Annotated in this window: 25 protein-coding genes; 1 reads left to right on the forward strand and 24 read right to left on the reverse strand. The window is 31.3% G+C overall.

Features of this window, described 5'->3' with window-relative positions; genetic code table 11:
- The 17 genes from ACM595_RS03160 to ACM595_RS03240 form a co-directional block, all read right to left on the reverse strand.
- Complete coding sequence (locus ACM595_RS03160; protein ID WP_037538382.1) at nucleotides 1-198, reverse strand: YqgQ family protein; 198 nt, start codon at nucleotides 196-198, stop codon at nucleotides 1-3.
- The gene (locus ACM595_RS03165; protein ID WP_037538380.1) at nucleotides 182-1639 is read right to left on the reverse strand and encodes a rhomboid family intramembrane serine protease; all 1458 of its coding nucleotides are present in this window, start codon (nucleotides 1637-1639) and stop codon (nucleotides 182-184) included. The genes ACM595_RS03160 and ACM595_RS03165 overlap by 17 nt, the downstream gene beginning before the upstream one ends.
- A gap of 11 nt (nucleotides 1640-1650) precedes the next feature.
- A complete protein-coding gene (locus tag ACM595_RS03170; RefSeq protein ID WP_115338504.1) occupies nucleotides 1651-2196 on the reverse strand; it encodes a 5-formyltetrahydrofolate cyclo-ligase in 546 nt (181 codons plus the stop codon).
- A 208-nt stretch (nucleotides 2197-2404) separates the two neighbouring features.
- The gene (gene rpmG / locus ACM595_RS03175; RefSeq protein WP_002483181.1) at nucleotides 2405-2554 is read right to left on the reverse strand and encodes a 50S ribosomal protein L33; all 150 of its coding nucleotides are present in this window, start codon (nucleotides 2552-2554) and stop codon (nucleotides 2405-2407) included.
- 127 nt (nucleotides 2555-2681) lie between these two features.
- Nucleotides 2682-4733: a peptidoglycan D,D-transpeptidase FtsI family protein gene (locus tag ACM595_RS03180; protein ID WP_115338503.1), complete on the reverse strand. Its 2052-nt coding sequence runs from the start codon at nucleotides 4731-4733 to the stop codon at nucleotides 2682-2684.
- 122 nt (nucleotides 4734-4855) lie between these two features.
- Nucleotides 4856-5455, reverse strand: a complete 600-nt coding sequence (locus ACM595_RS03185; protein ID WP_002483179.1) for a superoxide dismutase — start codon at nucleotides 5453-5455, stop codon at nucleotides 4856-4858.
- A 278-nt stretch (nucleotides 5456-5733) separates the two neighbouring features.
- Nucleotides 5734-6147 (reverse strand): Fur family transcriptional regulator, encoded by a 414-nt coding sequence (locus ACM595_RS03190; RefSeq protein ID WP_002483178.1) that lies wholly within the window; start codon nucleotides 6145-6147, stop codon nucleotides 5734-5736.
- Nucleotides 6137-6997 carry a metal ABC transporter permease gene (locus ACM595_RS03195; protein ID WP_041080610.1) on the reverse strand — a complete coding sequence of 287 codons (861 nt, stop codon included), beginning with the start codon at nucleotides 6995-6997 and terminating at the stop codon, nucleotides 6137-6139. Before ACM595_RS03195 ends, ACM595_RS03190 begins: the two co-directional genes overlap by 11 nt.
- The gene (locus ACM595_RS03200; RefSeq protein WP_115338502.1) at nucleotides 6994-7767 is read right to left on the reverse strand and encodes a metal ABC transporter ATP-binding protein; all 774 of its coding nucleotides are present in this window, start codon (nucleotides 7765-7767) and stop codon (nucleotides 6994-6996) included. Before ACM595_RS03200 ends, ACM595_RS03195 begins: the two co-directional genes overlap by 4 nt.
- A gap of 157 nt (nucleotides 7768-7924) precedes the next feature.
- Nucleotides 7925-8815, reverse strand: a complete 891-nt coding sequence (locus ACM595_RS03205; RefSeq protein ID WP_041080606.1) for a deoxyribonuclease IV — start codon at nucleotides 8813-8815, stop codon at nucleotides 7925-7927.
- Between the two features lie 9 nt (nucleotides 8816-8824).
- Nucleotides 8825-10165, reverse strand: coding sequence for a DEAD/DEAH box helicase (locus tag ACM595_RS03210; RefSeq protein WP_011303010.1), 1341 nt, complete (start codon nucleotides 10163-10165; stop codon nucleotides 8825-8827).
- A gap of 341 nt (nucleotides 10166-10506) precedes the next feature.
- Nucleotides 10507-11610: a Nif3-like dinuclear metal center hexameric protein gene (locus ACM595_RS03215; RefSeq protein WP_115338501.1), complete on the reverse strand. Its 1104-nt coding sequence runs from the start codon at nucleotides 11608-11610 to the stop codon at nucleotides 10507-10509.
- On the reverse strand, nucleotides 11611-12288 hold the full coding sequence (locus ACM595_RS03220) for a tRNA (adenine(22)-N(1))-methyltransferase (protein WP_002483172.1): 678 nt from the start codon (nucleotides 12286-12288) through the stop codon (nucleotides 11611-11613).
- A 199-nt stretch (nucleotides 12289-12487) separates the two neighbouring features.
- Nucleotides 12488-13594 carry an RNA polymerase sigma factor RpoD gene (gene rpoD / locus ACM595_RS03225; protein WP_002483171.1) on the reverse strand — a complete coding sequence of 369 codons (1107 nt, stop codon included), beginning with the start codon at nucleotides 13592-13594 and terminating at the stop codon, nucleotides 12488-12490.
- Between the two features lie 140 nt (nucleotides 13595-13734).
- On the reverse strand, nucleotides 13735-15519 hold the full coding sequence (gene dnaG, locus ACM595_RS03230) for a DNA primase (protein WP_115338500.1): 1785 nt from the start codon (nucleotides 15517-15519) through the stop codon (nucleotides 13735-13737).
- 46 nt (nucleotides 15520-15565) lie between these two features.
- Nucleotides 15566-16387: a pyruvate, water dikinase regulatory protein gene (locus tag ACM595_RS03235; RefSeq protein ID WP_069825891.1), complete on the reverse strand. Its 822-nt coding sequence runs from the start codon at nucleotides 16385-16387 to the stop codon at nucleotides 15566-15568.
- A gap of 14 nt (nucleotides 16388-16401) precedes the next feature.
- Nucleotides 16402-17046, reverse strand: coding sequence for a helix-turn-helix transcriptional regulator (locus tag ACM595_RS03240; protein ID WP_075345136.1), 645 nt, complete (start codon nucleotides 17044-17046; stop codon nucleotides 16402-16404).
- A 325-nt stretch (nucleotides 17047-17371) separates the two neighbouring features.
- Here ACM595_RS03240 and ACM595_RS03245 point away from each other — a divergent pair, with 325 nt between their 5' ends.
- Entirely contained in the window at nucleotides 17372-18763 is a 1392-nt protein-coding gene (locus ACM595_RS03245) for a glycine--tRNA ligase (RefSeq protein WP_002483167.1), read from the forward strand.
- A gap of 172 nt (nucleotides 18764-18935) precedes the next feature.
- Here the strand turns inward: ACM595_RS03245 and recO are convergent, their stop codons facing one another.
- From recO to ACM595_RS03280, 7 genes are all read right to left on the reverse strand, one after another.
- Entirely contained in the window at nucleotides 18936-19691 is a 756-nt protein-coding gene (gene recO, locus ACM595_RS03250; RefSeq protein WP_002483166.1) for a DNA repair protein RecO, read from the reverse strand.
- A gap of 27 nt (nucleotides 19692-19718) precedes the next feature.
- Complete coding sequence (era, locus tag ACM595_RS03255; protein ID WP_041080602.1) at nucleotides 19719-20618, reverse strand: GTPase Era; 900 nt, start codon at nucleotides 20616-20618, stop codon at nucleotides 19719-19721.
- Nucleotides 20618-21022 carry a cytidine deaminase gene (gene cdd / locus ACM595_RS03260; protein ID WP_002483164.1) on the reverse strand — a complete coding sequence of 135 codons (405 nt, stop codon included), beginning with the start codon at nucleotides 21020-21022 and terminating at the stop codon, nucleotides 20618-20620. The genes era and cdd overlap by 1 nt, the downstream gene beginning before the upstream one ends.
- A gap of 109 nt (nucleotides 21023-21131) precedes the next feature.
- Nucleotides 21132-21470: a diacylglycerol kinase family protein gene (locus ACM595_RS03265; RefSeq protein WP_011303000.1), complete on the reverse strand. Its 339-nt coding sequence runs from the start codon at nucleotides 21468-21470 to the stop codon at nucleotides 21132-21134.
- Between the two features lie 8 nt (nucleotides 21471-21478).
- Nucleotides 21479-21940 carry an rRNA maturation RNase YbeY gene (gene ybeY, locus ACM595_RS03270; RefSeq protein WP_011302999.1) on the reverse strand — a complete coding sequence of 154 codons (462 nt, stop codon included), beginning with the start codon at nucleotides 21938-21940 and terminating at the stop codon, nucleotides 21479-21481.
- Nucleotides 21941-22888: a PhoH family protein gene (locus tag ACM595_RS03275; RefSeq protein WP_002483161.1), complete on the reverse strand. Its 948-nt coding sequence runs from the start codon at nucleotides 22886-22888 to the stop codon at nucleotides 21941-21943.
- A gap of 380 nt (nucleotides 22889-23268) precedes the next feature.
- Complete coding sequence (locus tag ACM595_RS03280; RefSeq protein WP_037538372.1) at nucleotides 23269-23946, reverse strand: hypothetical protein; 678 nt, start codon at nucleotides 23944-23946, stop codon at nucleotides 23269-23271.
- Between the last annotated feature and the right edge of the window lie 12 nt (nucleotides 23947-23958).

Below are 23958 nucleotides of genomic sequence, written 5' to 3' on the forward strand. Positions count from 1 at the left end.
TTACTTACTCCTTCTCTGACTAATGATTAATCTACATTTTAAATATTCATCTTTTGATATAAGATTATAATCATATAAAGATTTTATCTCTTGTTCCATCATTTCATACATATCCGCTTTATCTTTAAAGTATATAATAAAGCCGAATTTTTTTAAAAGTTGCTGAACATCGTAAAATGAATTAATTTTCTGAATCACTATTATCGCTCAATTCTTTATTTAAATTAATATAGTCTCTATTATTTGGATCAGCTTTTAATGCATTTTTGATATACTTTTTAGCTTTATCATTATTATCCAATGATCTATTTGCAATTGCGAGTTGGTAATTTAAGATACCTGAATTAGGGAAATATCGTAAGCCACGTTCCCAAGATGCGATGCCCTCAGCTTTAGAATTTTGTGTTGTTTTAATCAATCCACTTAAATAATATGTTTCATCATCTGCATAGCTTTTATTGATTGTACGTTGAACCATATTTTTCGCTTCATCATAATTACCTTGTTTCATTTCTTTAGTAATAATGCTGTTATAGATATTATCTTCCTTAATGGTGAAAATTCTAACCTGAGCAGCTAAAAATAAAACAAGAATAGTAATTAAAATAATCCAAAAACGTGTTTTATTCGTTTTGAAATAATATCCCATTAATGTAATCAATAATCCGCCAATAAATCCACCAATATGGGCCACGATATTTATATTTTGCATAAATAAAGATAAACCAATCATAATGACAAGTACAATTAATAATTGACCGATAAGCTTACGATTAAATTGTTTGCCTATATACATAAATGTGAAAATTGCACCAATAAGGCCAAAAATCGCACCGCTAGCACCTACCGAAACGGTATCAGTATTAAAAGATAAAGAAGCAAAGTTACCAAATAAACCAGCTACCAAATAGATAACGAACATACGCCAATGACCTACAATTGATTCAACTATTTTACCAAATATGAATAAACTCAACATATTCATTAATATATGTTCAAAATTATAATGTAAAAATATAGATGTTATTAAACGATACCATTCACCATGAACAACATTAAAATGCACTAATCCACCAACATCTAAAAGCTTTAAATCTGAGGAACGATTTAAAAACAATACCATAAATAACCAAATCACAACATTTAATATGATTAAAGCATAGGTCACTGGTGAAAACTTCAACATGTGTTTTTCAATTGGATTCGTATTTAAAGCACGCTGTTTATAATACCCTTTTGTTTGCTTTGTATTTCTTTTATATAATTGTTTGATAAAGACATTAGGGAGCAAGCGTTCCATATGATCTACTTCTCTAATTATCTTGACCTTAAATTTTACTGGATGATTTTCATTTAAATTTTCATCTGTAAAATGCTTATCAGTAAAAATAAACAATTCATAATTATTAGATTCAAAACCTAGAAAAGTACTGATATCTTGCTGATTTTCTTGGATTCTGCTTTTATCAAATCTCACTTCTTGGGTTGAATTTGCTCCATATTTGAAAATAACGATACTACGCTTACGTTGATTCGCTAACCAAACTTCGTTAGTTTCTTGATTTTTATGTACAACATGATAATTTAGATATTTAATCCAAGTGTAAATACACTTCCAATAATGCTTTTCTGTAATCATTTTCCCCTCCATTATGTTGTTGTCGCTATGATTAGTTTTTCTACAGGTTGATCATGTGTTTCAACTTTAAAGTCACTTAATTGAAAATCATAAATTAAACTCATCGTTAGTTGATTATATGTACTGATAAATTTATCAAAGTAACCGCCACCATAACCAATTCTATAGCCACTATCATTAAAAGCTACCCCAGGAACAACTAATAAATCTAATTCATTGGATATTTCAGTCTTTGTATTTACATGATTTATCCCTTTAGCATCTTTACCAATATGCTTTAAATCGTCAATATGTTTAAAAGACATTTCACGCAATTGGTAATTTGTTTCAGGTACAAATACTTGTTTACCATCGTCTAGCATCTGTTGAATCAAAGTATATGTATTAACTTCGTGTGGCATGGATAATACAATACCTATACGAGAAGCAGTGCGGTATTCATCGGTATTAAAAAATTGATTAGCTAAAAACTGATCTGCTCGTTGTTTTTCCTGTTTGTTTAACATAAAAGATTTCATTAATTCAATATGTTTTTTTCTCAATAATTTTTTATCCATTTTGTACACCTTCCCGTAATTCATACTTTTATTATTATAACGTTAATGAATTATAATGTCATTAAACTGCAATTTGAATCACAATTTTTTTATAAGATTTAAGTTATGAAAATTTAAAATGTTAATTATAAATTGATTTATTCACTCATTTTAATAAACCACATAAAAATAACCAGATTCTATTAGAATCTGGTTTAAATAATATTAATTATTTTGTTTCACGGTGCATAGTGTGCTTATTATCACGTGCACAGTGTTTTTTCATTTCTATACGTTCAGGATTAGTACGTTTATTTTTTGTAGTGATGTAGTTTCTTTCTCCACATTCTGTACAAGCTAGAGTTACGTTTACGCGCATGCTAATTCCTCCTTACCTTTTCAAAATACGACTAATTAATCATACCATTTAGTTATAAAATTGAAAAGTATTATTTTTCAATAAAGGCGACTATACCAGTATTTTCAATAAAATTGATGCTAAAATATTAATCTTTTGACTTTTCTTTGAAATAGTAATTAATAACATCTCGTCCTAAATCGCCACCATTTAACCATGGCTCAGGTACTGGTTGGTTTGTATATACAATAGAAAATGCAAGCTGTGGATTTTTGATTGGCGCATAACCAATGTAAGTTGAATTAACTCTTGGTTCGCCATCTTGAAATACTTCCGCAGTTCCAGTTTTACCAGCTGATGGCACTTCTGTATCTTTGAAACTTTGATAACCAGTTCCATCTTTTTCGTTAAATGCCATTTTGAATCCTTCTTGTACTTCATTCACTTCATTTTGTGTATTATTAACTTTATTCAACACTTGACCTTTCACTTTTTCTTTAACTGGCCCAAGCGTTTCTTTGTTAGTCGCTTTTCTAATTTCTAAACCAACATGTGGTTGAACTCTATAACCATTATTACCGATTGTTGAAACGTATTGAGATAATTGCATAGGAGTGTAGGTATCATATTGTCCTATGGCTAAATCAAGGTAATTACCAGGATTGTCTGTTAATGGCTCAATTTGTCCGTTTGTTTCATTTGGTAAATCAATACCTGTTTTCACTCCTAAACCAACCTGATTTAAACCTTTACGCAATTTTTGTCCAGCGCTCGTAATATCGGTTGGTAATGACATATTCGGAGTATAAGGTGATCCGGCTAATTTTAATGCTGTTTTGAACATATAAACGTTTGATGAATGCATGAGTGCTTCTTTATCGTCAATTCTTACTTTACCATCTTGGTTGAAATAAGAATGTTTTGTTAAACCACCAGCGAATTTAAGCGGCTCATCAATCATTTCTTCTCCAACTTTAATTGCATTATTTTGATAGCCAGCAAGTAGCGTGCCGCCTTTTACTGAGGAACCAACTGCATATTGAGAAGTAAATGTTCCAATATCATAATCTGTTAAATCACCATTTTTATCTATTTGCTTACCTGCCATTGCTAAGATATCACCATTATTTGGGTTTTGCACAACAATTAATGCATTGTCCATATCTTTAGCGCCTTCACTACGCAATTTTGAGATTTGCTTTTCTAAATATTCTTCAGTTTTCTTCTGTAAATCTACATCAATACTTAATACAAGATCATCGCCACGTGAACCTGGATTAATTACTTTAGAGTCTATAACTTCACCTGATTTATCAGTGGTATATTTCATTTCTTTTTTCTTACCTTTTAAAATATCATCATATTGATATTCTAAATATGATTTACCTACACGATCGTTTCGAGAATACCCTTTGGCTAAATACTGCTCAGTCAATTCTTTTGGAATACCTTCTTCAGTCGTAGAAACGTCACCGAAAATGCCTCTTAACGTATCACCATATGGATATTTTCTATCCCAATCCATAGTCGTATTTACACCCGGCATATCAGATAATTTTTGTGAAACGGCTGCATACTCTTCATCACTTACATCTTCATTTTTAATTGTTTGTGGATCAAGTGCAGAACCAGACATCATTTCTCTATAAATAGCAAGGATTTGTAAATCTTTATCATTTAGTGAGTTGATTTGATTTTTACCTACTTTTTTATATAAAGCATCATCATATTCATCTTGGGTAATATTACCGTCATCTAACAATACTTGCTCGTTTTTCATTAAATTTTTAGCTTTATTTGGATGAAGTTGTATCCAATAATCTTGTTTATCACGATCAGTAATTTTATCTGTATCCATTTTAATAAGTTTTGATAATTTTTCAGCAGTTTTCAATACTTCTGATTGTGAAGTTTTTCTTCCTCTTGCATATGTAATCGCTTTTTTAGAAGCATTGTCGACAAGGACTTTGCCATTCCTATCTAGAATACGACCTCTAGGAACAGCTTCGTTGACTGTCAGGTTTTCACTATTTTTAATAAGTTGCTTATAATGAGAACCTTGTGCAATTTGTAAATATCCTAATCTTAAAACAATTATCGCAAAAATGAATACAATGATTCCAAATATAAAGCTAATTCTTTTATTCATCGTATTTCTAATTTTTTCATCATTTGATTTTTCTTTTAATCTTTTTAGCAAAACAGCATACCTCTATTCAATAGTTCTCACTACAAATGATATATGAAATCAGTCAATATTTCTATTATTTTAGTTAAAAAAAATGACGACCTTTGAAAAGGCCGTCATAATAGTCCGCGCAATTATTTTGCAGCGTTATATAAATCGTCAACTTTTTCCCAATTAACAACATTCCAGAAAGCACTAATATAGTCTGGACGTTTATTTTGGTATTTAAGGTAATATGCGTGTTCCCAAACATCTAATCCTAAGATTGGTGTTTTACCTTCAGTTAATGGGTTATCTTGGTTAGGTGTTGTAACGATTTCTAAGTTACCGTTATTCACAACTAGCCATGCCCAACCTGAACCGAAACGAGCTGCTGCTTTGTCAGCAAATTCTTCTTTAAATGCATCTAAAGAGCCCCATTGTTCTTTAATTTTATCAACAACAGTACCTTTTTCTTCTGAGTTTGGAGTTAATAATTCCCAGAATAGTGAGTGGTTTAAGTGTCCACCACCATTATTTCGAACAGCTGTTTGAATATTTTCTGGAACACTGTCTAAGTTTGCAACAATTTCTTCGATTGATTTAGATTCTAAATCAGTTCCTTCTACTGCTGCATTTAATTTAGTTACATAAGTGTTATGGTGTTTGTCATGGTGAATTTCCATTGTTTGTTTATCAATGTGTGGTTCCAATGCATCAAAACCATAAGGTAAATTTGGTAATTCAAAAGCCATAAATAATCATCCTCCTAATTAATCTTTAAATAAAGCATAACAATTATTAATGATGACAACAATTAATATGCTTAAACATTAATTGTAATGTCATAATATAGTATTTGTTATCTTTAGTTACTTTATTAGTATATCTCAAAAACAGCTTATTTAAACATGTTTAGCAAACAATTTTAAAAATTCACTTTAATTCATACTAATGACCTATGTTTAAAAAGAGATAAGCTTGTAGAAAGAATGAATTTTTCACGTTTTACAATAAATCAATTACTCATATATTATGCTTTTTGGCACGATTCGCATATGCCATAAACTTCTAATTTATGTGTGTGAATATCTACTTTTGGTAAAAATGCTTTAATTTGATCAATTGGACAAAAATCTATTACTTTTGTATCGCCACAGGATTCACAAATAAAGTGATGGTGATGATGATCAGTACATGCAATTCTGAATTTCATTTCTCCATCTAGTTCAGTACCTTCTACAATACCTAAATCTTTAAATAAATGTAAGTTTCTATAAATTGTATCGAATGAAATGCCAGGGTAATTTTTGTCCATTTTTTGTTGTATTATTTTTGCATTGATGTATTTATCTTCTTCTACAAAAATATCAATCATTTCACGTCTTTTATTTGTATATTTGTGTCCATGATTTTTAATAATGCCAATAGCTTCTTCAGTCTTCATCTTTAGCAACTCCTTTAATCGATTTTACTTTTAATCTTTGATACATCATCGTTATTGCTAAAATAAGTACAAGTAGTACTACTATTACTCCGCCAGGAGATATATTCATATAAAATGCTAGAACAAGTCCAGCGATAACAGAAAACTCTCCAATAATCACGCTCAATATAATTAATTGTTTAAATCCTTTAGTTATTCGCATTGAAACTGCTACTGGTAACGTAATTAAAGCACTTACCAATAATATGCCTACAACACGCATAGAAGCAGAAATTACCATTGCAACGATAATTATAAATAAAAATTGTATCCATTTTGGAATTCCAATTACTTTACTATATTCCTCATCGAACGATAATATAAATAGTTCTTTATAAAATGAGAAAATAAATATGAGTACGATAACTACAATCACGATAATAGTTGATAAATCACTTAATGTAACAGCACTGATTGAACCAAATAATAGCCCAACTATTTCTTGGTTAAATCCATCAGCGAGTGATATAAAGATAGCACTTAATGCAATACCTGCGCTCATGATGATAGGAATCGCAATTTCCTGATAATTACTATAAGATGTTCTTAAATTCTCTATAAGTAAAGCGCCTATAATAGCAAATAAAATACCAAACCACATTGGGTTAATAAATACAAATGCAGGTATCACCGTTATAATGAACATGCCAAAAGAAATACCTCCCAGTGTAACATGACTGAGTGCATCGGCAATGAGTGACAATCTTCTAACAACGATAAAAGCACCAATAAGTGGTGCAATGAAACCAATTAATATACCACTGATAAGTGAATATCTCATAAAATCAAAATTCAGTAGGGCTTCTATCATGATGAACAACACTCCCTACTATGTTGATGATCAACAAATTGTATTGGATGACCATAAATTTTTGAAATTTCTACATCGTCTAGAGATTTAAATGCTTCTGTTGTTCCATGGAAATGTAAATGTTTATTGAGACATGCAACCTCTGTAGCTGTATCGGCAACCACACCAATATCATGCGTTACTAGTATAATTGTTACGCCTTCATTTTTGAGTCTTTCCAACGTTTCATAAAATTCACTAACATGTTTTGCATCAATACCACTTGTCGGTTCATCTAAAATTAATACCGAAGGCTCACTTATAAGTGCTCTAGCTATTAACACGCGTTGTTGTTGTCCTCCGGATAATTCAGCAATGTTTTTATCTATTAAATGCTCTATATTCAGTCTTTTTAATACAATTTCTACTTTTCTCTCATCTTTTTTATTGAACCATTGAAACAGTCTTTTACGTTTAGTTAGACCACTTATCACAACTTCTTTAACACTTGCAGGGAACCCCGCTTTAAAGGCTTGTGCTTTTTGTGAGACGTAACTTATTTTTAACAATGATTGTTTGCCATTATAATCTTTTCCATCCACATATATTTGACCTTTTTGGATGGGTAATAACCCTAGGATAATTTTCAATAGTGTTGATTTTCCAGCACCATTGGGTCCTACAATTGCAACAAACTCTCCTCGATTAATTTTTATATTTATATTTTCAAGTACTTGTTTGTTATCAAAATAATAATCAATATTTTTTAATTCGAATACTGGTGTAGTCATGTTTTCACCTCATTCCATACTATACAACGTCCAATCCAATATGTAAATAGTAATGTTTCCGAATTAACAAAAAAAGAGTAAGCACAAGTACCCTATTTTATATCTAGGATACTTACGCTTACTCAATTCAATATATTAATTTAATTTTAAACAAACATTATTGTTGTAATATTTTATTTTTTAAATCTTCATCAAATTTTTGCTGTTTTAACATTTCAATTTCTAATTTATATGGTGGTTTTTTATTTTTTTTATCTTCACCTACATAAGGTGTTTCTAATATCTTAGGTATATCTTTAAATGTATCATGATGTACGACATAATTTAATGCATCAAAGCCAATATATCCAAAACCGATATTTTCGTGTCTATCTTTATGTGCACCAATATCATTTTTACTATCATTGACGTGTACTACTTTAATTCTATCTACACCGATAATTTTATCAAATTCATTTAGTACACCATCAAAATCTTCTTTAACATTATAGCCAGCATCATGTGTATGACATGTGTCGAAACAAACCGATAAACGATCATTATGGTTTACACCATCTATAATTCTTGCTAGCTCTTCAAAGTTTCTACCTACTTCAGAACCTTTTCCAGCCATCGTTTCTAATGCAATTCTTACATTATTATCGTTCGTTAAAACTTCGTTTAAACCTTCTATAATTTTTTTAATACCAGCATCTGTACCTTCTCCTACATGAGAGCCTGGGTGTAAAACAATATCTTGTGCACCAAGTGCTTGTGTTCTTTCGATTTCACTTTGAAGAAACTCTACCCCCAATTCAAAGACATGGGGTTTAACAGTATTTGCGATATTTATAATATAAGGTGCGTGAACAACAATATTGGAAAGACCATGTGCTTTCATTATCTCATGACCTTTTTCAATATTTAATTCTTCGATAGGTTTTCTTCTAGTATTTTGAGGTGCACCCGTGTAAATCATAAAAGTAGATTCGCCAAATTTATGTGCTTCTTCAGCTGAACCTTCTAACATTTTTTTACCATTCATAGATACATGTGATCCTACTAACATAAAATTCACCTATCCTTTTCTATTTTTTCTATCTTGACGACTTTTCTGTTTACTAAATTGTTTACGTTCCTTACGTTTTAAATCATCTAAATCTCTTTTGAATTTTTTCTTATAGCCTGGCTTTACTTTTTTCTTATTCGTTTTAACTTTATATTTCAATTGATTTGTTAAGTGATCGTCTTTATTTTTACGCGTTTGTCGCATATTATGCGCTTTTATTGGTTTTAATTCATCGTCTTTGATATCTACATTTTCGAATTTATAACCTCTTTGCTCAATTAATGCAATATTATGCTCTTCATCAGGACTGTACAATGTAATTGCTACACCTTTGTATTGACCACGTCCTGTACGTCCAACTCTATGTGTAAAGAAATCAATATCATTAGGCACATCGAAGTTAATTACATGGCTTACACCGTCAATATCTATACCACGTGAAGCTAAATCACTTGCAATCACAAATTGGAATTCTAAATTTCTAATTCTTTTCATTTGTTGTTTACGTTCTCTAGGTGTAAGACCACCGTGAATCATCCCTAATTTTAAACCAGCAGCATTTAATTGTTTTGCTAATTCATCTGCACTATCTCTACTGTTACAGAATATAATACATAAATATGGATTTAATATATCGATCAGTTTTAGTGTTTTTTCTATTTTTGCTTCACCTTTTGTAGGTATTAAATAAAATTCGATATTTTTCTTATTTTTTTCTGTGTTTTCAATTTCTACAAATTCTGGATTTTCTAGATATTTATTTAAAAATGGGTGCAATGACTTAGGAATAGTTGCACTAAATACTGCAATATGTGCATTTTCATCTAGTCTTGTTGCTACGTAATCCACTTCATCTATTAGTCCTAAATCAATCATTAAATCTGCTTCATCAATCACCAAATAAGAAGCTAAGTGTACATGTAAATCCCCATGTTTAGCTAAATCGTTAATTCGAGTTGGTGTGCCTATGATAAGTTGCGGTTGGTTCTTAACTCGGCTACGATCTTTTTCGATATCTGTGCCGCCAATGAAGAGTTTTACAGATACGTCTTCTTTGAATCTTGTTAAATGACTTGCTACATCAAATAGTTGTTGTGCTAGTTCACGTGTTGGTGCAACAACTATTGCTTGTGGTTCTTTATAGTCTGTATCGATTGAATTTAATAATGGTAATAAAAACGCATGTGATTTTCCTGTGCCTGTTTGTGATTGACCAATTAAATTCACTTGTTTAATTATCTTTGGTATGACACGTGTCTGTATTTCAGTTGGTTGATTAAAATTCAAATCTTTCACAGCATCTATAAGACCTGCTTCTAAATTAAATTTTTCAAATGGGTGATTTGCCATGTCTTGGCCTCCTTAAATCTTCATCTTGTCTATTATAAAGCAAAACACTATAATTTTGAACTAAATTATTGATTTGGAATCTGACTTTGAACCTTTAAGTAGTCTTTGTAGAGAAATACGCACCTTATCAAAATAATTTCGCAGAACAATCTTACTTTTTACTCTACAGCATTTAAAATGGTTGAGATACTTATTTATATCTCAACCACTTATTAACTTATTTAGTGTATCTACCATAAAAAAGTATCCCTAATAATTCATATAGTATTTTACTATTTGTTGTTTCTATTGATTCAGGCATATTTTGGTTTAAGATAACCTATAAATTTTTAAAATTTTAATTATAGATAGTTGAAGGGATCTGTATTAAGTTTTGACGCTATAATTTTAAAATCTTCTGTTTCATTATTTAACCAATCTACTAATAACTCACATAAACCTTCTTTCATTACATATTCGCTGTAATGATTAATATCTAATAGATTCATACCTGCGATTTTTGCATCTAAAGCATCATGGTGTTTTATGTCTCCTGTTACAAATATATCTGCACCTTTATTTATAGCGTCAAATTCAAATCCAATACCTGAACCACCAATAATTGCTACTGTTTTAATGTCTGCATCTAAATTACCTGTAAATCTAACACTAGGCATTTTCAAATTCGTTTTCACATGGTTTACAAATGCCATTGTATTCATCGTTTCTTCCAATTCACCAAGCATTCCCAAGCCATAATTTGCTTCTTTTTGTAATTCTATAAAATCAAATACAGGTGTTTCATATGGATGGTGTTGCATTATAAGTTGTTGAGCTAGTTGTTTCTGATTATAATCAATCATAAATTCTAATTTATATTCTTCAACAGATGAAATTTGGTCTAATTCACCAATGTGCGGATTGGCACCCTCAATCGGTTTGAATTGTCCATTTCCTGGGGTTTCAAAGAAACAATATTGATAATCCCCTTCTTCTGCTAATCCTGCTTCACTTAATTTATTTTTAAAGTCTATTAAATTTTCTTTAGGAATAAAGACTTGAACTTTATAATAGGAGCGTAACTCAGGATTTAAAATACGTTGATGATTTAACTTAAGTTTATTGGCAAGCATTGCATTAACGCCTTTAGGGTAAACATCTAAATTTGTATGTAGTGCAATGACATTTATATCATGTTTAATTAATTTTCTTAAAATTGCACCATAACCATCATCTTGTGTTATTTGTTTGATTCCTTTGAAAATAAGTGGATGGTGGCAAATAATGGTATTACAGTGATTTTTTAATGCGTCATCTACTACTTCTTCCGTACAATCAAGTGCAGTCATAATGCCTGAAATCGTTGCGTTTTTATTGCCAATTAACAATCCTACATTATCCCAAGATTCAGCAGAAGCAAATGGAACATGCTTATTAATGATATTCAGTAAATTTTCTATGTTCATTTAAATCACCTCATTAATTAAATTAATATCCTTATCAATTTCTCTTAAACGTTCTGTATGTACATTTGGATTCAAATTACTTTTTATTTTTAACAATGCGTCATGTTCGCGTTTCCATTTTTTATAAAATAATGGGGTTTTATTTTGGAGTAATTTTGGGCCAAATTTTATTTCTTGTTCAGTCATAGGTTCACAATGATTATTATAATCAGCAACAAGTATTTCATAGATGTGACCTTTTTCTTCCAAAATTTCTTCTGCGATTATAGTGTAGTTTAACTTTAATAGTTGCTCACGTATTGCGCTAGATTGAATATTACTTTGTAATATCAGTCTAGGTTTGTTTTCTAATTTTTCAGTGCCTTCATTTAATATTTTAGCGATTAATGGACCACCCATGCCACAAATTGATACAGAAGTGACATGGTCTTCGGGTCTTATAACAGTTAAGCCATCTCCGAGCCTAACATCAATTTCATGACTCAGTTTATAATCTCGTACATTGCGAATAGACGCATCAAATGGTCCTTTAATCACTTCCCCAGCAATTGCAAAATCAATTAAATGATTTTCAATGGCATAAATTGGTAGGTATGCGTGATCTGATCCAATGTCAGCTAAACAATTACCTTGAATAAAAGTACTTACTTTTTTTAATCTCTGATTTAATGGAATCATATTGTTACTCCTCTGATATATGTAAAAAAGGAGCGGGATTGAAATCTAAAAATGTAATTAGATTTCGTATGCCCGCCCCCTACAAAGATAAATTGATTTCAAAATACTTAGCGTGAGTGAATTTAGAAATCAGTCAGTCATTGCTTTAACAATTTATACACAATAACGTGTGGTTTCCAATTTATGTTTATATTACTTGTTAGTCCATAAAGTCTTTTAGACGTTTACTTCTGCTTGGGTGTCTTAGTTTTCTAAGCGCTTTTGCTTCTATTTGACGAATACGTTCTCTAGTAACGCCAAATACTTTACCTACTTCTTCTAATGTGCGCGTACGTCCATCATCCAAACCAAAACGTAAGCGTAGTACATTTTCTTCACGGTCCGTCAATGTGTCTAAGACATCTTCTAATTGTTCTTTTAACAATTCATAGGCCGCATGATCAGAAGGACTTTGAGCCTCTTGGTCCTCAATAAAATCACCTAAATGACTATCATCTTCTTCACCAATTGGTGTTTCAAGTGATACAGGTTCTTGAGCAATTTTTAAGATTTCTCTTACTTTTTCTGGTGGTAAATCCATTTCTTCCCCTATTTCTTCAGGTGCAGGATCTCTACCTAAATCTTGTAATAATTGTCTTTGAACACGAATTAATTTGTTAATTGTTTCTACCATGTGTACTGGTATACGAATTGTACGTGCTTGGTCAGCAATCGCACGAGTGATTGCTTGACGAATCCACCAAGTTGCATAAGTTGAAAATTTAAATCCTTTATTAAAATCGAACTTTTCTACTGCTTTGATTAAACCCATATTACCTTCTTGAATAAGGTCAAGGAAAAGCATGCCACGACCTACATATCTTTTAGCAATACTTACTACAAGTCGTAAATTGGCTTCAGCTAATCGAGATTTCGCAACTTCATCGCCCTGCTCAATTTTTTTCGCCAATTCAATTTCTTCTTGAGCGTTTAATAAATTTACTCGTCCGATTTCTTTTAAATACATACGCACTGGATCATTTATTTTTACGCCTGGAGGTGCACTTAAATCATTTGGATTTAATTTAAAATCTTTATCTGAACTATCTTTTTCATTAACTAAACTTATGTCATTATCAGTTAATTGATCAAATAATTCGTCCATTTGATCAGAATCCATTTCGAAATTTTGCAGTTTTTCTGCAATTTCTTCATGACTAAGGTGCCCTTCTTTTTTACCTTTTTCAATTAATTGTTTTTTTACATCTTCTAAAGTTAGAGATGGATCAATCGTTTGTTTTTTAACTTTAACGTTATTTCCAGACATGAAATGGCCTCCCGAATATAATATCAAATTGATATCAAAATATTTTATAGATAAAATTAGTGAAATCTACTCAAAATATTTACTTAGTATACATTTTAGCAACCCCATATAAATAAATATACAGACAAATACATAAAAAATTAATTCATTCTATTTTTATTGTGATTTACAATTTTTTCTAAATAATATTTTTGCAGTTCTAAATCACCTAACCTGGAAGCTTCCCGCAACTTTTGATTAAGCGATTCAATCGTTTCTTCATTTCTATTAGATGTCAGTGTATTTATATAATCGTCAATCTCATATTCATAAGGTTCTTCATTTATCATATAATTATCTAATGATATAAATGCTTCTTTGATTTCATTGATATCGATATACTGTAACACATCACTAATATTAAACGTATCATTTTCAGAGTAAAACTCATGTAAAACATTAAATATACGCTTAAAATATTGATTTGTAAAGTCTTCTGTTTGAAGTAATTTATGATAATTCAAGAAAGTGTCTTTATCGTTCATAAAATGTTTTAATAAAGCACGTTCTGCTTTTTCATGTTTGCTCAAATTATTAAATTCAGGAACAGTGGGTATTTGATAATTGTGTGGCTGATAATAATCTTGTTGCTGTCCTACTTCATTATTTAGACTATCCAAGCTAACTTTAAACAATTCAGATACTTCTTGCAATATTTTTTTGCGTAAAATCGTTGATTGCATAAATGAAATATCATTAGTTATCTCTTTTAAATATCTTTCATATGCTAGATCATTGTTTTCTATTTCGTCTTGATGCGTGTGAATTTTGTAAATGATGAATGACTTCTTCTCATGTTCAACAAAATAATTAAAAGCGTCTGCGCCATGTTTACCAATATATTCATCAGGGTCCATATTTTTAGGAAGTTGTACTACAAAGACGTTAAAGCCTTGTTGTAATAGAGCCTGTCCTGATTTCAAAGTAGCTTCAGTACCCGCAAAATCACCGTCGAACATCAAAGTGACATTTGTTGTTAATTTCTTTATAAAGGCAATATGTTCATTTGAAATCTGTGTACCCATACTAGCAACAACTTGTTTCAATCCTGCTTGATCTGATTTGATTACATCCATAAAGCCTTCTAATAAAATAATTTCATCATTTTTACGTATTGATTTTCTTGCTTTATCTACATTGTAAAGTAATCTTCGCTTTTGAAATATGGGTGTTTCTGGACTATTTAAATATTTTGGTTCTTGATTTGTATATGTTCTACCAGAATAACCAACAGTTCTTCCTTGTGCATTATTTAATGGAAACATGACACGATCACGAAATCGATCATAATAACTAAAATTCTCTTCATTTCGTGACAACAAACCAGATTCATAAGCTAGTTCAATGTCATATTCTTTTTTCTTTAAAAAATCATGACAGAAATGCGCATTATTAGGTGCATAACCAATTTTTCTTGCATCTATTAATTCATCTGTAAAACCACGTTCTTTTAAATAATTTAATGCCGCTTCACCTTCAACAGTTTTCTTCAGTGCGTAATGGTAATAATCTTGCATTAATTCATGCATTTCAATCATTTTTAAATCATCTGAAGCGACTTGATGCCCATTGTCTTGATTAGCATAACTTTGATCGGTTTCAACTTTAATATTTACACGTTCACCTAATTCTTTTACTGCTTCTGTAAATGGGATATCTTTAATTTCTTGTGTGAATTGAAAAACATTACCACCTTTTTTACAACCGAAGCAGTGACAAATTTGTTTATCTTCAGAAACAGTAAATGAGGGTGTTTTTTCATCATGAAAAGGACACAAACCTATATAATTGCGTCCTCTCTTCTCTAACTTCACATACTCACTAACTAAATCAAGTATATCCGTTTTATCTTTTATTTCATTTATCGTGGATTGATCGATTCTCAATATTATCACCTATTAAACATTAGTCATACTATTATAATTGTTTTCGTTAATTTTTGAAATTATTTTGCTCAATAAGACTGATAATATCATTTGCTGTTTCTTCAATAGCCTTATCTGAAACATCAATTACAGGACAACCAATTTTATCAACTAATTCATGGAAATAATTCAGCTCTTCTTCTATGCGTTGTTCAGTAGCATATCTTGCACTTTCACCTAAGCCAAGTTGTCTGAGTCTTTCTTTACGAATTCTATTTAATTTTTCTTCACTAATTTTTAAAGCGATACATTTAGAAGAATCTATATTAAATAAATCATCTGGAGGTGTTACTTCAGGTACGATTGGAATATTCATAACTTTGTAACTTTTATGTGCTAGATATTGTGATAACGGCGTCTTAGACGTTCTTGAAATCCCTAACAATACAATGTCAGCCTTGAATAAACCTTTTGGATCTTTACCATCGTCATATTTAACTGCAAATTCAATTGCATCAATTTTTTTGAAATAAGCTTCATCTAGTTGATGGACTAAACCTGGTTCAAAATACGGCTTTTCATCTATTTGATCTAATAAAATATTCATTAGTGGCCCCATAATATCCACTGCTTTAATTTTAAATTCTGCTAATTTCGCTTCCATGTATTTTCTAATTTCTGGTTTAACTAGTGTATATACCACTATCGCTTCGGTATCTTTCGCTACTGAAATCACTTCATCCACATTTTCTAGTGCTTCTATATAGGGATACCTACTTATTTCACTTTCACATTGTTTAGGATTAAATTGTGAAATACAAGCTCTTGCTACAAGTTCGGCTGTTTCACCTACTGAGTCGGACGCCACGATTATTTTAATATTTTTCATTTACTTAAAACCACCTATTCATTTAGTAAGGATACAAAGATTTTAGTGATCGTAGTTTTAGAAATACGACCTTTAACTTCATATTTATCATTATCTTTCTTTACTACAATTGGTAATGAATCAATTTCTTTTTCGATCATAAGATTTGCTGCATGTATGACTTTCTCACCTTCAAGTACAAAACTCAAATTCGGCATTCGTGTCATAATAATATTAACTGGCATTGTATGTATATCATCACCAATCATAGAAGCTCTCAGTAAATCTTTACGAGAACAAACACCCATAAAGTCACCATCACTATTAATAACAAACAATGTGCTGACATCTTCTAAAAATATGGTGCAAATTGCATCATAAACTGACGTCTCACTTTTAACGACGACAGGGTGAGACGCATAATCTTTCACAACATATTGCTTCAATTCATCCGCAATTAATTTATTCTGAGGTTTGCCAGAATAATAATAACCTACACGTGGTCGAGCTTCTAATATGCCAGACATTGTTAATATGGCTAAATCCGGTCGCAATGTAGCTCTAGTCAAGCTCAGACGATCAGCAATATGTTCTCCTGTAATAGGCCCATTACTCTTTACTATTTCAATTATTTGTTGTTGCCTTTTACTTAGTTCTATAACACTCACCCCTTTATTCATTCTTCTTAATTATACATTGAATTTTTAATTGCTACAAATACATATATTTACTTGCTTATAAACTATCAATACATTAAAATTAGACTTAAAGCGAGTTAAGGATGGTGAAAGCTTAACAAGTAACAATGGCTACAATTAAATGATAGTTAAAAGCGAGTGTACACACTAATTTGGGTGGAACCGCGGGTTAACATGAATCTAGTAAATAAACACATATATTACATATGTGATTAAAAAGATTAACTCGTCCCAAGATATAGATTAAACTTTTTGGCTTATTCTGTGTCTTGGGGCGTTTTCATGTAAAAAAGGAGAGTTATATTTAATGACAAAAGATATGGAAACAATCGTCTCATTAGCAAAACATAGAGGTTTTGTATTCCCTGGTAGTGACATTTATGGTGGTCTATCAAATACATGGGACTACGGCCCACTTGGTGTCGAATTAAAAAATAATGTTAAAAAAGCATGGTGGCAAAAATTCATTACACAATCACCATATAATGTTGGTATTGATGCTGCAATTTTAATGAACCCTAAAACTTGGGAAGCATCAGGTCATTTAGGTAATTTTAATGATCCGATGATCGATAACAAAGATAGTAAAATTCGTTATCGTGCAGATAAAATCATTGAAGACTACATGTTAAATGAAAAAGGTGACGAAAACTTTGTCGCTGACGGTTTAAGCTTTGATGAAATGAAACGCATTATTGATGAAGAAGGTATCGTTTGTCCTGTAAGTGGCACAGCGAATTGGACTGATATTCGTCAATTCAACCTTATGTTTAAGACTTTCCAAGGGGTTACTGAAGATTCTACTAACGAAATTTTCCTACGCCCTGAAACTGCACAAGGTATTTTTGTTAACTATAAAAATGTACAACGTACTATGCGTAAAAAATTACCTTTTGGTATAGGACAAATCGGTAAATCATTCCGTAATGAAATTACGCCTGGTAACTTTATCTTTAGAACACGTGAATTCGAACAAATGGAATTGGAGTTCTTCTGTAAACCTGGTGAAGAAATTGAATGGCAAAATTATTGGAAAACATTCGCGAGTCAATGGCTTAAAGATTTAAATTTAAGCGAAGAAGCAACGCGTTTACGTGATCACGATGCAGATGAATTGTCTCACTATTCAAATGCGACTACTGATATCGAATATCGTTTCCCATTTGGTTGGGGTGAACTTTGGGGTATCGCGAGTCGTACAGATTTTGACTTGAAAAAGCATAGTGAACATTCTGGTGAAGATTTCCAATATCACGATCAAGAAACAGGAGAAAAATATATCCCTTACTGTATAGAGCCTTCATTAGGTGCTGACCGTGTAACTTTAGCATTTTTATGTGATGCTTATGATGAAGAAGGAGTTGAAGGAAGCAAAGATTCAAGAACAGTACTTCACTTCCACCCTGCACTTGCACCATATAAAGCAGCTGTATTACCATTAAGTAAAAAATTATCAGGCGATGCAATTAAAGTGTTCGAAGAATTAAGCGCTGATTTTGCAATTGATTTTGATGAATCACAATCAATTGGTAAACGTTACCGTCGTCAAGATGAAATTGGAACACCATACTGTATCACTTTTGATTTTGATTCTTTAGAAGATGAAAAAGTTACAGTTCGTGACCGTGATACAATGGAGCAAGTTCGTATGCCAATCACTGAATTAAAATCATTCTTAGCTGAAAAAGTTAAATTTTAATTTTAAGAATGATATATTCAAAATCAAATAAAACTTAAATAGCAATTTAAATATTTATGGGACAAGAAACTAAGATTATTTCATTGTAATGGATTAATTTTTCTTGTCCCATTTTTTTATAAAAAAAAACAAACCTATGGTCTGGGCCAATAGGTTTGAATATAAATAATTATTATAAGTTATCTAATCGATATAATTGATTAATTAGTTTTTGACTTTTGAAATACATACCCGCATATTCTTTATACAATAAGATAACAAGTTCTGACATTTCATCGACAATTGTTTCGTGTATGCTCAATGAACTCATTTGATTAATTGGTAACTTCTGAAGGATATCTAATAAATACAACGTTTTGTTTGATAACTGAAATGCGTGTGTATCTTTATATGCAACATTTTCAGAAATTGCACCATCATATTTAAAACTATAACCGACTAATTTTGATTGATCTTCACTTTGAGTTATCACACATCTGTCAAATACTGCATTAAATCCAAATTTTGTCATACATTTTAACAATACAACAACTGACATGAGTTGTGCTGAAATCCCCTGCCTAATCTTATCTAATACAAAATGCAATAATTCGTAACTATTTTTAGAGATTTCATCTGTTTCCATGGAACGGTCGATCGTTTCAGTACACAAACTTGCATAGCTACTTTCATATATATCTAGTCGCAGATGGTAATTTTGGTCAATGACATCAACTGAACTTAAGGTGCCCATACCTTTCCACTTTGAATAAATAAACAAGCCATACACAAATAATTGCGTATTAGCCTGCAAGCCGCTCTTACTTTTCTTGGCTCTTCTTACCATAAGTGGGACTTTAGCACCATATTCATTTAAGATAGTTATAATTTTATCGGATTCGCCATAATCAATGGTTTTTATAATAATCCCTTTTTGTTTGATTAACACACGAATTCACCGACTTTCAACTTTAACTTAATCTCTATCTTCTAAATAACCCATTTGGCGAATGAAATTAACTTTATTTCGCCAGTCTTTTTGTACTTTAACCCATAGTTCCAAGTAAACTTTCGAGCCTAATAAACGCTCTATATCTTGACGCGCACGTTTACCAACCTCTTTTAATTTTTTACCGCCTTTACCAATGACAATCCCTTTTTGAGAATCTCTTTCTACGTAAATAGTAGCTTCAATTCTCACTCTATCTTCATCTTCTTTAATCATACGGTCTACATTAACACCAATCGCATGAGGAATTTCTTCACTTGTTAAATGTAAAATTTTCTCTCTTATCAGTTCTCCAACAACAAATTGTTCTGGATGATCTGATATTTGATCATCAGGATAATATTTAGGGCCTTCTGGTAAATATGATTTTATAACATTAATAAAATGATCTACATTTAAGCCTTCAAGTGCAGAAATAGGTACGATTTCTGTAAAATCCATATATTTTTTATATTTTTCAATTCTAGGCATTAATTCATCGGGATGAACCAAGTCAATCTTATTTAACACTAAAAATACTGGCGTTTTGATTGTTTTTAGCATATCCATAATATATTCGTCGCCTCTACCAATATCCTCATTGACGTTTACCATAAACATAATGGCATCTATTTCAGATAGTGTATTCGTCGCAACGCGCATCATATAATCTCCTAATTTGTGCTTAGGTTTATGAATACCTGGTGTATCTAGGAAAATAATTTGCGCATCTTCTTGTGTCATGACACCTTGAATTTTGTTTCTAGTTGTTTGTGCTTTATCGGACATTATCGCAATCTTATGTCCTATTACACGATTTACAAAGGTTGATTTACCAACATTGGGTCTACCAATGATAGATATAAAGCCTGATTTGTGTTCTGTCATTAATTTAAATCCTTTCCTGAAAATCCTAAAGGCAATAACTCGCCTACTGATAATTCTGTCATATCACCTTTATGATTGGTCATATAAACTGGCATTTCGTCATCACAAAGCTCTTTCATTACTTGTCGACATGCGCCACATGGTGAGGACGGTTCATCTGCATCTACAGTTACAGTAATTGATTCAAAATCTCCTGGGCGGTATCCATCAGCAATTGCCGCAACTAAACTTGATCTTTCAGCACAAATCGCCATTGGATAAGCTGCATTTTCAACATTACCACCGTAATAAGCTTTGCCATCTTTCGTTCTTAAATACGCACCAACTTTAAAATTACTGTAGGGTGCGTACGCATTTGCCTGTGCTTTTCTTACTTCTGAAAAATAATGTGGTTGGTATGCCATTGCTTCATCTCTCCTGTTCAATATTCAACACCATGGAAATGGGTGTATAACTATATTTTATTAAAAGCTTTATTCATTAAGTATAAACAACTTTTGTGAATTTGCACTATTATTTAAAAATATACGGTAAAAAAACAATCAGCCCAATTAAGACAGCTATAATAGACGCAATAATCACGCTAAAAGCAGCAACGTCTTTCGCTTTCTTAGCTAAAATATGATAATCCGTTGTTACCAAATCGACTACATATTCAATAGCTGTATTTATCGTTTCAAATGCTAGCACAAGTCCAATCGCTAACAATATAAAAAGCCATTCCACTTTTGTAATATGAAATATAAATCCACAAACAATGACTATCAAACCAAAAATAAGATGAAGTAAGAAATTCTTATCTTTTTTTAATAAAACTATCATGCCTTGAAATGCATATTTAAATCTATCCATACGCGCCTCTAATCTCTAGTTAAGCCGTATGCATTAAGAATTTGATCTTGGCGTCCGAACATTTGTTTCTCATCTTGCTCATTCATATGATCATAACCTAATAAATGTAAAAAGCCGTGTAATGCAAGGAAGCCCAATTCTCTTTCAAATGAATGTCCGTACGAGTCTGCTTGTTCTTGAGCAACATCAGTACAAATAATAATATCGCCTAAAACTCTCGGCATTTCTATACCAGTTATTTCAGGTTCATCTTCCTCTAATGCAAAAGATATAACATCTGTGACTTTGTCTTTATCTCGATACATTTTATTAATTTCTTGAATCTCATCTTTATCTACAAAAGTAACTGACAATTCAGCCTCTTCTTCGATATTTTCTTGTTCCTTTGCAAACGTTAGCAGCTTGTCAATTTGTGTAAACCAATCCTCTTTCACTAAATTAGTATGGTCACTAAAATCTATCGTAAACATTTATTCATCTCCCTCATAACGATCAATAATTTTACTTACTAATGGATGACGTACCACATCTGTTTGGTCTAAATGATGAATACTTAAACCTTTAACGTTTTCTAATTTTTTAATCGCTTCTTTCAAACCACTCTTTACACCTTTTGGTAAATCTACTTGTGTTTTGTCACCAGTGACTACCATTTTTGATCCAAATCCTAATCTAGTTAAGAACATTTTCATTTGTGCATGTGTAGTATTTTGAGCTTCATCTAAAATGACAAACGCATCATCTAATGTTCTACCTCTCATATAAGCTAATGGGGCAACTTCAATGATACCTCTTTCTATAAATCTAGCAGTTTGTTCTCTACCTAAAACAGTATTTAACCCGTCATAAAGCGGTCTTAGATAAGGATCTACTTTTTCTTTTAAATCTCCTGGTAGAAATCCTAAAGATTCGCCAGCTTCAACTGCAGGTCTTGTCAAAACAATGCGTTTTACTGACCCTTTACGTAACTGTTTAGCAGCATAGACTACAGCTAAAAATGTTTTACCTGTACCAGCTGGTCCCACACCAAAAACTAAATCATTATGGTGCATCGCATTTACGTATAAACGTTGTCCCATTGTTTTAGCACGAATCGTCTTGCCAAATGCATCTTTAGTAATTTCATCTTCATATAAATCTAATAAGTATTGAATCGTACCATTTTGTGCCATTTTCACTGCTGCTTCAACATCTTTAATCGATATTGTTACACCTTGTTGTATGACTTTTAATAAATTAATTAGTACGGATTCCGCTTTTTCAACATGCTCAACTTGCTCTCCTTTTACAGCAATTTCTTGACCACGAGCATGTATAATGACATCAAATCCTTCCTCAATTGATTTAAGGTGTTCATCATTATTACCAATGAGTGCTTGCGCTTCATTGATGTCATTTATTTGAATAATTCCAGGCATATAGGTGCTCCTTTACAAATATATTCGTTTCTTTTATTTTATCCTATTAGATTTTAAGTTACAAAATGATTGTTAACAAATAAATAATCAGCTTGTATAAAAATATACAATTACTGTTTAAAACTATTGATTATACATCTCTATTATATCACGAATACTCAATATATTATTTTAAAGTGAATTGAATAGGACAGAATTTCATTAATTTTAACAGAAGATTTACATTCTATCTAATTTTATAATAAAACGAAAGCTTTATAATGTATAAATATGATTGTGATAATCAGATAAATAAAAGTTCTTACTACGATTATAATATTAAAAACGCCTTATAACATCAAATTACATTGATTTATAAGGCGTTAACTTAAAAAATTATATTATAATTGTTTCGGTCTTTCTAATACTTCTGACCAAATAATACCATTAACAACTTCGTCCTCAGCAAACCTGAATTGTTCATTTGTGGCTGTTCCTTGTATCGCATGAGCATTCATAAGTTGTTTTAAACGAAAACGCTTTGTTCTTTCTGATAAATATTTATCAGCTATAATTGCACGTGCTTTTCGTTCAGTTCGTTGCAACTTCTTCTCAGTTTCGCGATCAATTTCACTACGTACATCTTGCATTTGTCCTATTAAATCGGATTCTAATTCTTGTTGTAATTTATCATCTTGCTGTTGTTGTGAACGTTTTGCTTTTTCAGCTTCAGTTTCATTATCCGTTCTCATCGTTCTTGATGAGCGCTCAGGACTCGGTGTTTCCATTTTTTCTGCACGTGTTTCAACCGGTTCTGCTTGTGTCTTAGTAGGTTGAGGAGCGCGTGGTTTTTCACGTTCTTGCGACATAGGGTCTTCATTTAATTGTTTCTCTATTTCTTTAAATGTTTTTCCTATTTCATCAAAAAAGCCACGTTTCTGTGGTTCTCCTCCATGGTCATTTGACCGTTTGTTGACTGGTGGTTTTTGGTTTTGTCTTTCTTTATGGCTATTATCACTAATAGCACCAATTATTGTCACAATCACAGATATTACAAAGATAATAATACCTATACTCATTTAATCACCCCT

It is taken from the genome of Staphylococcus sp. LKG3-1, assembly GCF_048568385.1.
Lineage (GTDB): Bacteria > Bacillota > Bacilli > Staphylococcales > Staphylococcaceae > Staphylococcus > Staphylococcus saprophyticus.

Excerpts from the sequence above, each read along its gene's own strand:
- ACM595_RS03165 (WP_037538380.1), bottom strand. The coding sequence starts at position 1,639 with ATGATTACAGAAAAGCATTATTGGAAGTGTATTTACACTTGGATTAAA.
- ACM595_RS03170 (WP_115338504.1), bottom strand. The coding sequence starts at position 2,196 with ATGGATAAAAAATTATTGAGAAAAAAACATATTGAATTAATGAAATCT.
- rpmG (WP_002483181.1), bottom strand. The coding sequence starts at position 2,554 with ATGCGCGTAAACGTAACTCTAGCTTGTACAGAATGTGGAGAAAGAAAC.
- ACM595_RS03185 (WP_002483179.1), bottom strand. The coding sequence starts at position 5,455 with ATGGCTTTTGAATTACCAAATTTACCTTATGGTTTTGATGCATTGGAA.
- ACM595_RS03190 (WP_002483178.1), bottom strand. The coding sequence starts at position 6,147 with ATGAAGACTGAAGAAGCTATTGGCATTATTAAAAATCATGGACACAAA.
- ACM595_RS03195 (WP_041080610.1), bottom strand. The coding sequence starts at position 6,997 with ATGATAGAAGCCCTACTGAATTTTGATTTTATGAGATATTCACTTATC.
- ACM595_RS03200 (WP_115338502.1), bottom strand. The coding sequence starts at position 7,767 with ATGACTACACCAGTATTCGAATTAAAAAATATTGATTATTATTTTGAT.
- ACM595_RS03205 (WP_041080606.1), bottom strand. The coding sequence starts at position 8,815 with ATGTTAGTAGGATCACATGTATCTATGAATGGTAAAAAAATGTTAGAA.
- ACM595_RS03210 (WP_011303010.1), bottom strand. The coding sequence starts at position 10,165 with ATGGCAAATCACCCATTTGAAAAATTTAATTTAGAAGCAGGTCTTATA.
- ACM595_RS03215 (WP_115338501.1), bottom strand. The coding sequence starts at position 11,610 with ATGAACATAGAAAATTTACTGAATATCATTAATAAGCATGTTCCATTT.
- ACM595_RS03220 (WP_002483172.1), bottom strand. The coding sequence starts at position 12,288 with ATGATTCCATTAAATCAGAGATTAAAAAAAGTAAGTACTTTTATTCAA.
- rpoD (WP_002483171.1), bottom strand. The coding sequence starts at position 13,594 with ATGTCTGGAAATAACGTTAAAGTTAAAAAACAAACGATTGATCCATCT.
- ACM595_RS03235 (WP_069825891.1), bottom strand. The coding sequence starts at position 16,387 with ATGAAAAATATTAAAATAATCGTGGCGTCCGACTCAGTAGGTGAAACA.
- ACM595_RS03240 (WP_075345136.1), bottom strand. The coding sequence starts at position 17,046 with ATGAATAAAGGGGTGAGTGTTATAGAACTAAGTAAAAGGCAACAACAA.
- ACM595_RS03245 (WP_002483167.1), top strand. The coding sequence starts at position 17,372 with ATGACAAAAGATATGGAAACAATCGTCTCATTAGCAAAACATAGAGGT.
- era (WP_041080602.1), bottom strand. The coding sequence starts at position 20,618 with ATGACAGAACACAAATCAGGCTTTATATCTATCATTGGTAGACCCAAT.
- cdd (WP_002483164.1), bottom strand. The coding sequence starts at position 21,022 with ATGGCATACCAACCACATTATTTTTCAGAAGTAAGAAAAGCACAGGCA.
- ACM595_RS03265 (WP_011303000.1), bottom strand. The coding sequence starts at position 21,470 with ATGGATAGATTTAAATATGCATTTCAAGGCATGATAGTTTTATTAAAA.
- ybeY (WP_011302999.1), bottom strand. The coding sequence starts at position 21,940 with ATGTTTACGATAGATTTTAGTGACCATACTAATTTAGTGAAAGAGGAT.
- ACM595_RS03275 (WP_002483161.1), bottom strand. The coding sequence starts at position 22,888 with ATGCCTGGAATTATTCAAATAAATGACATCAATGAAGCGCAAGCACTC.
- ACM595_RS03280 (WP_037538372.1), bottom strand. The coding sequence starts at position 23,946 with ATGAGTATAGGTATTATTATCTTTGTAATATCTGTGATTGTGACAATA.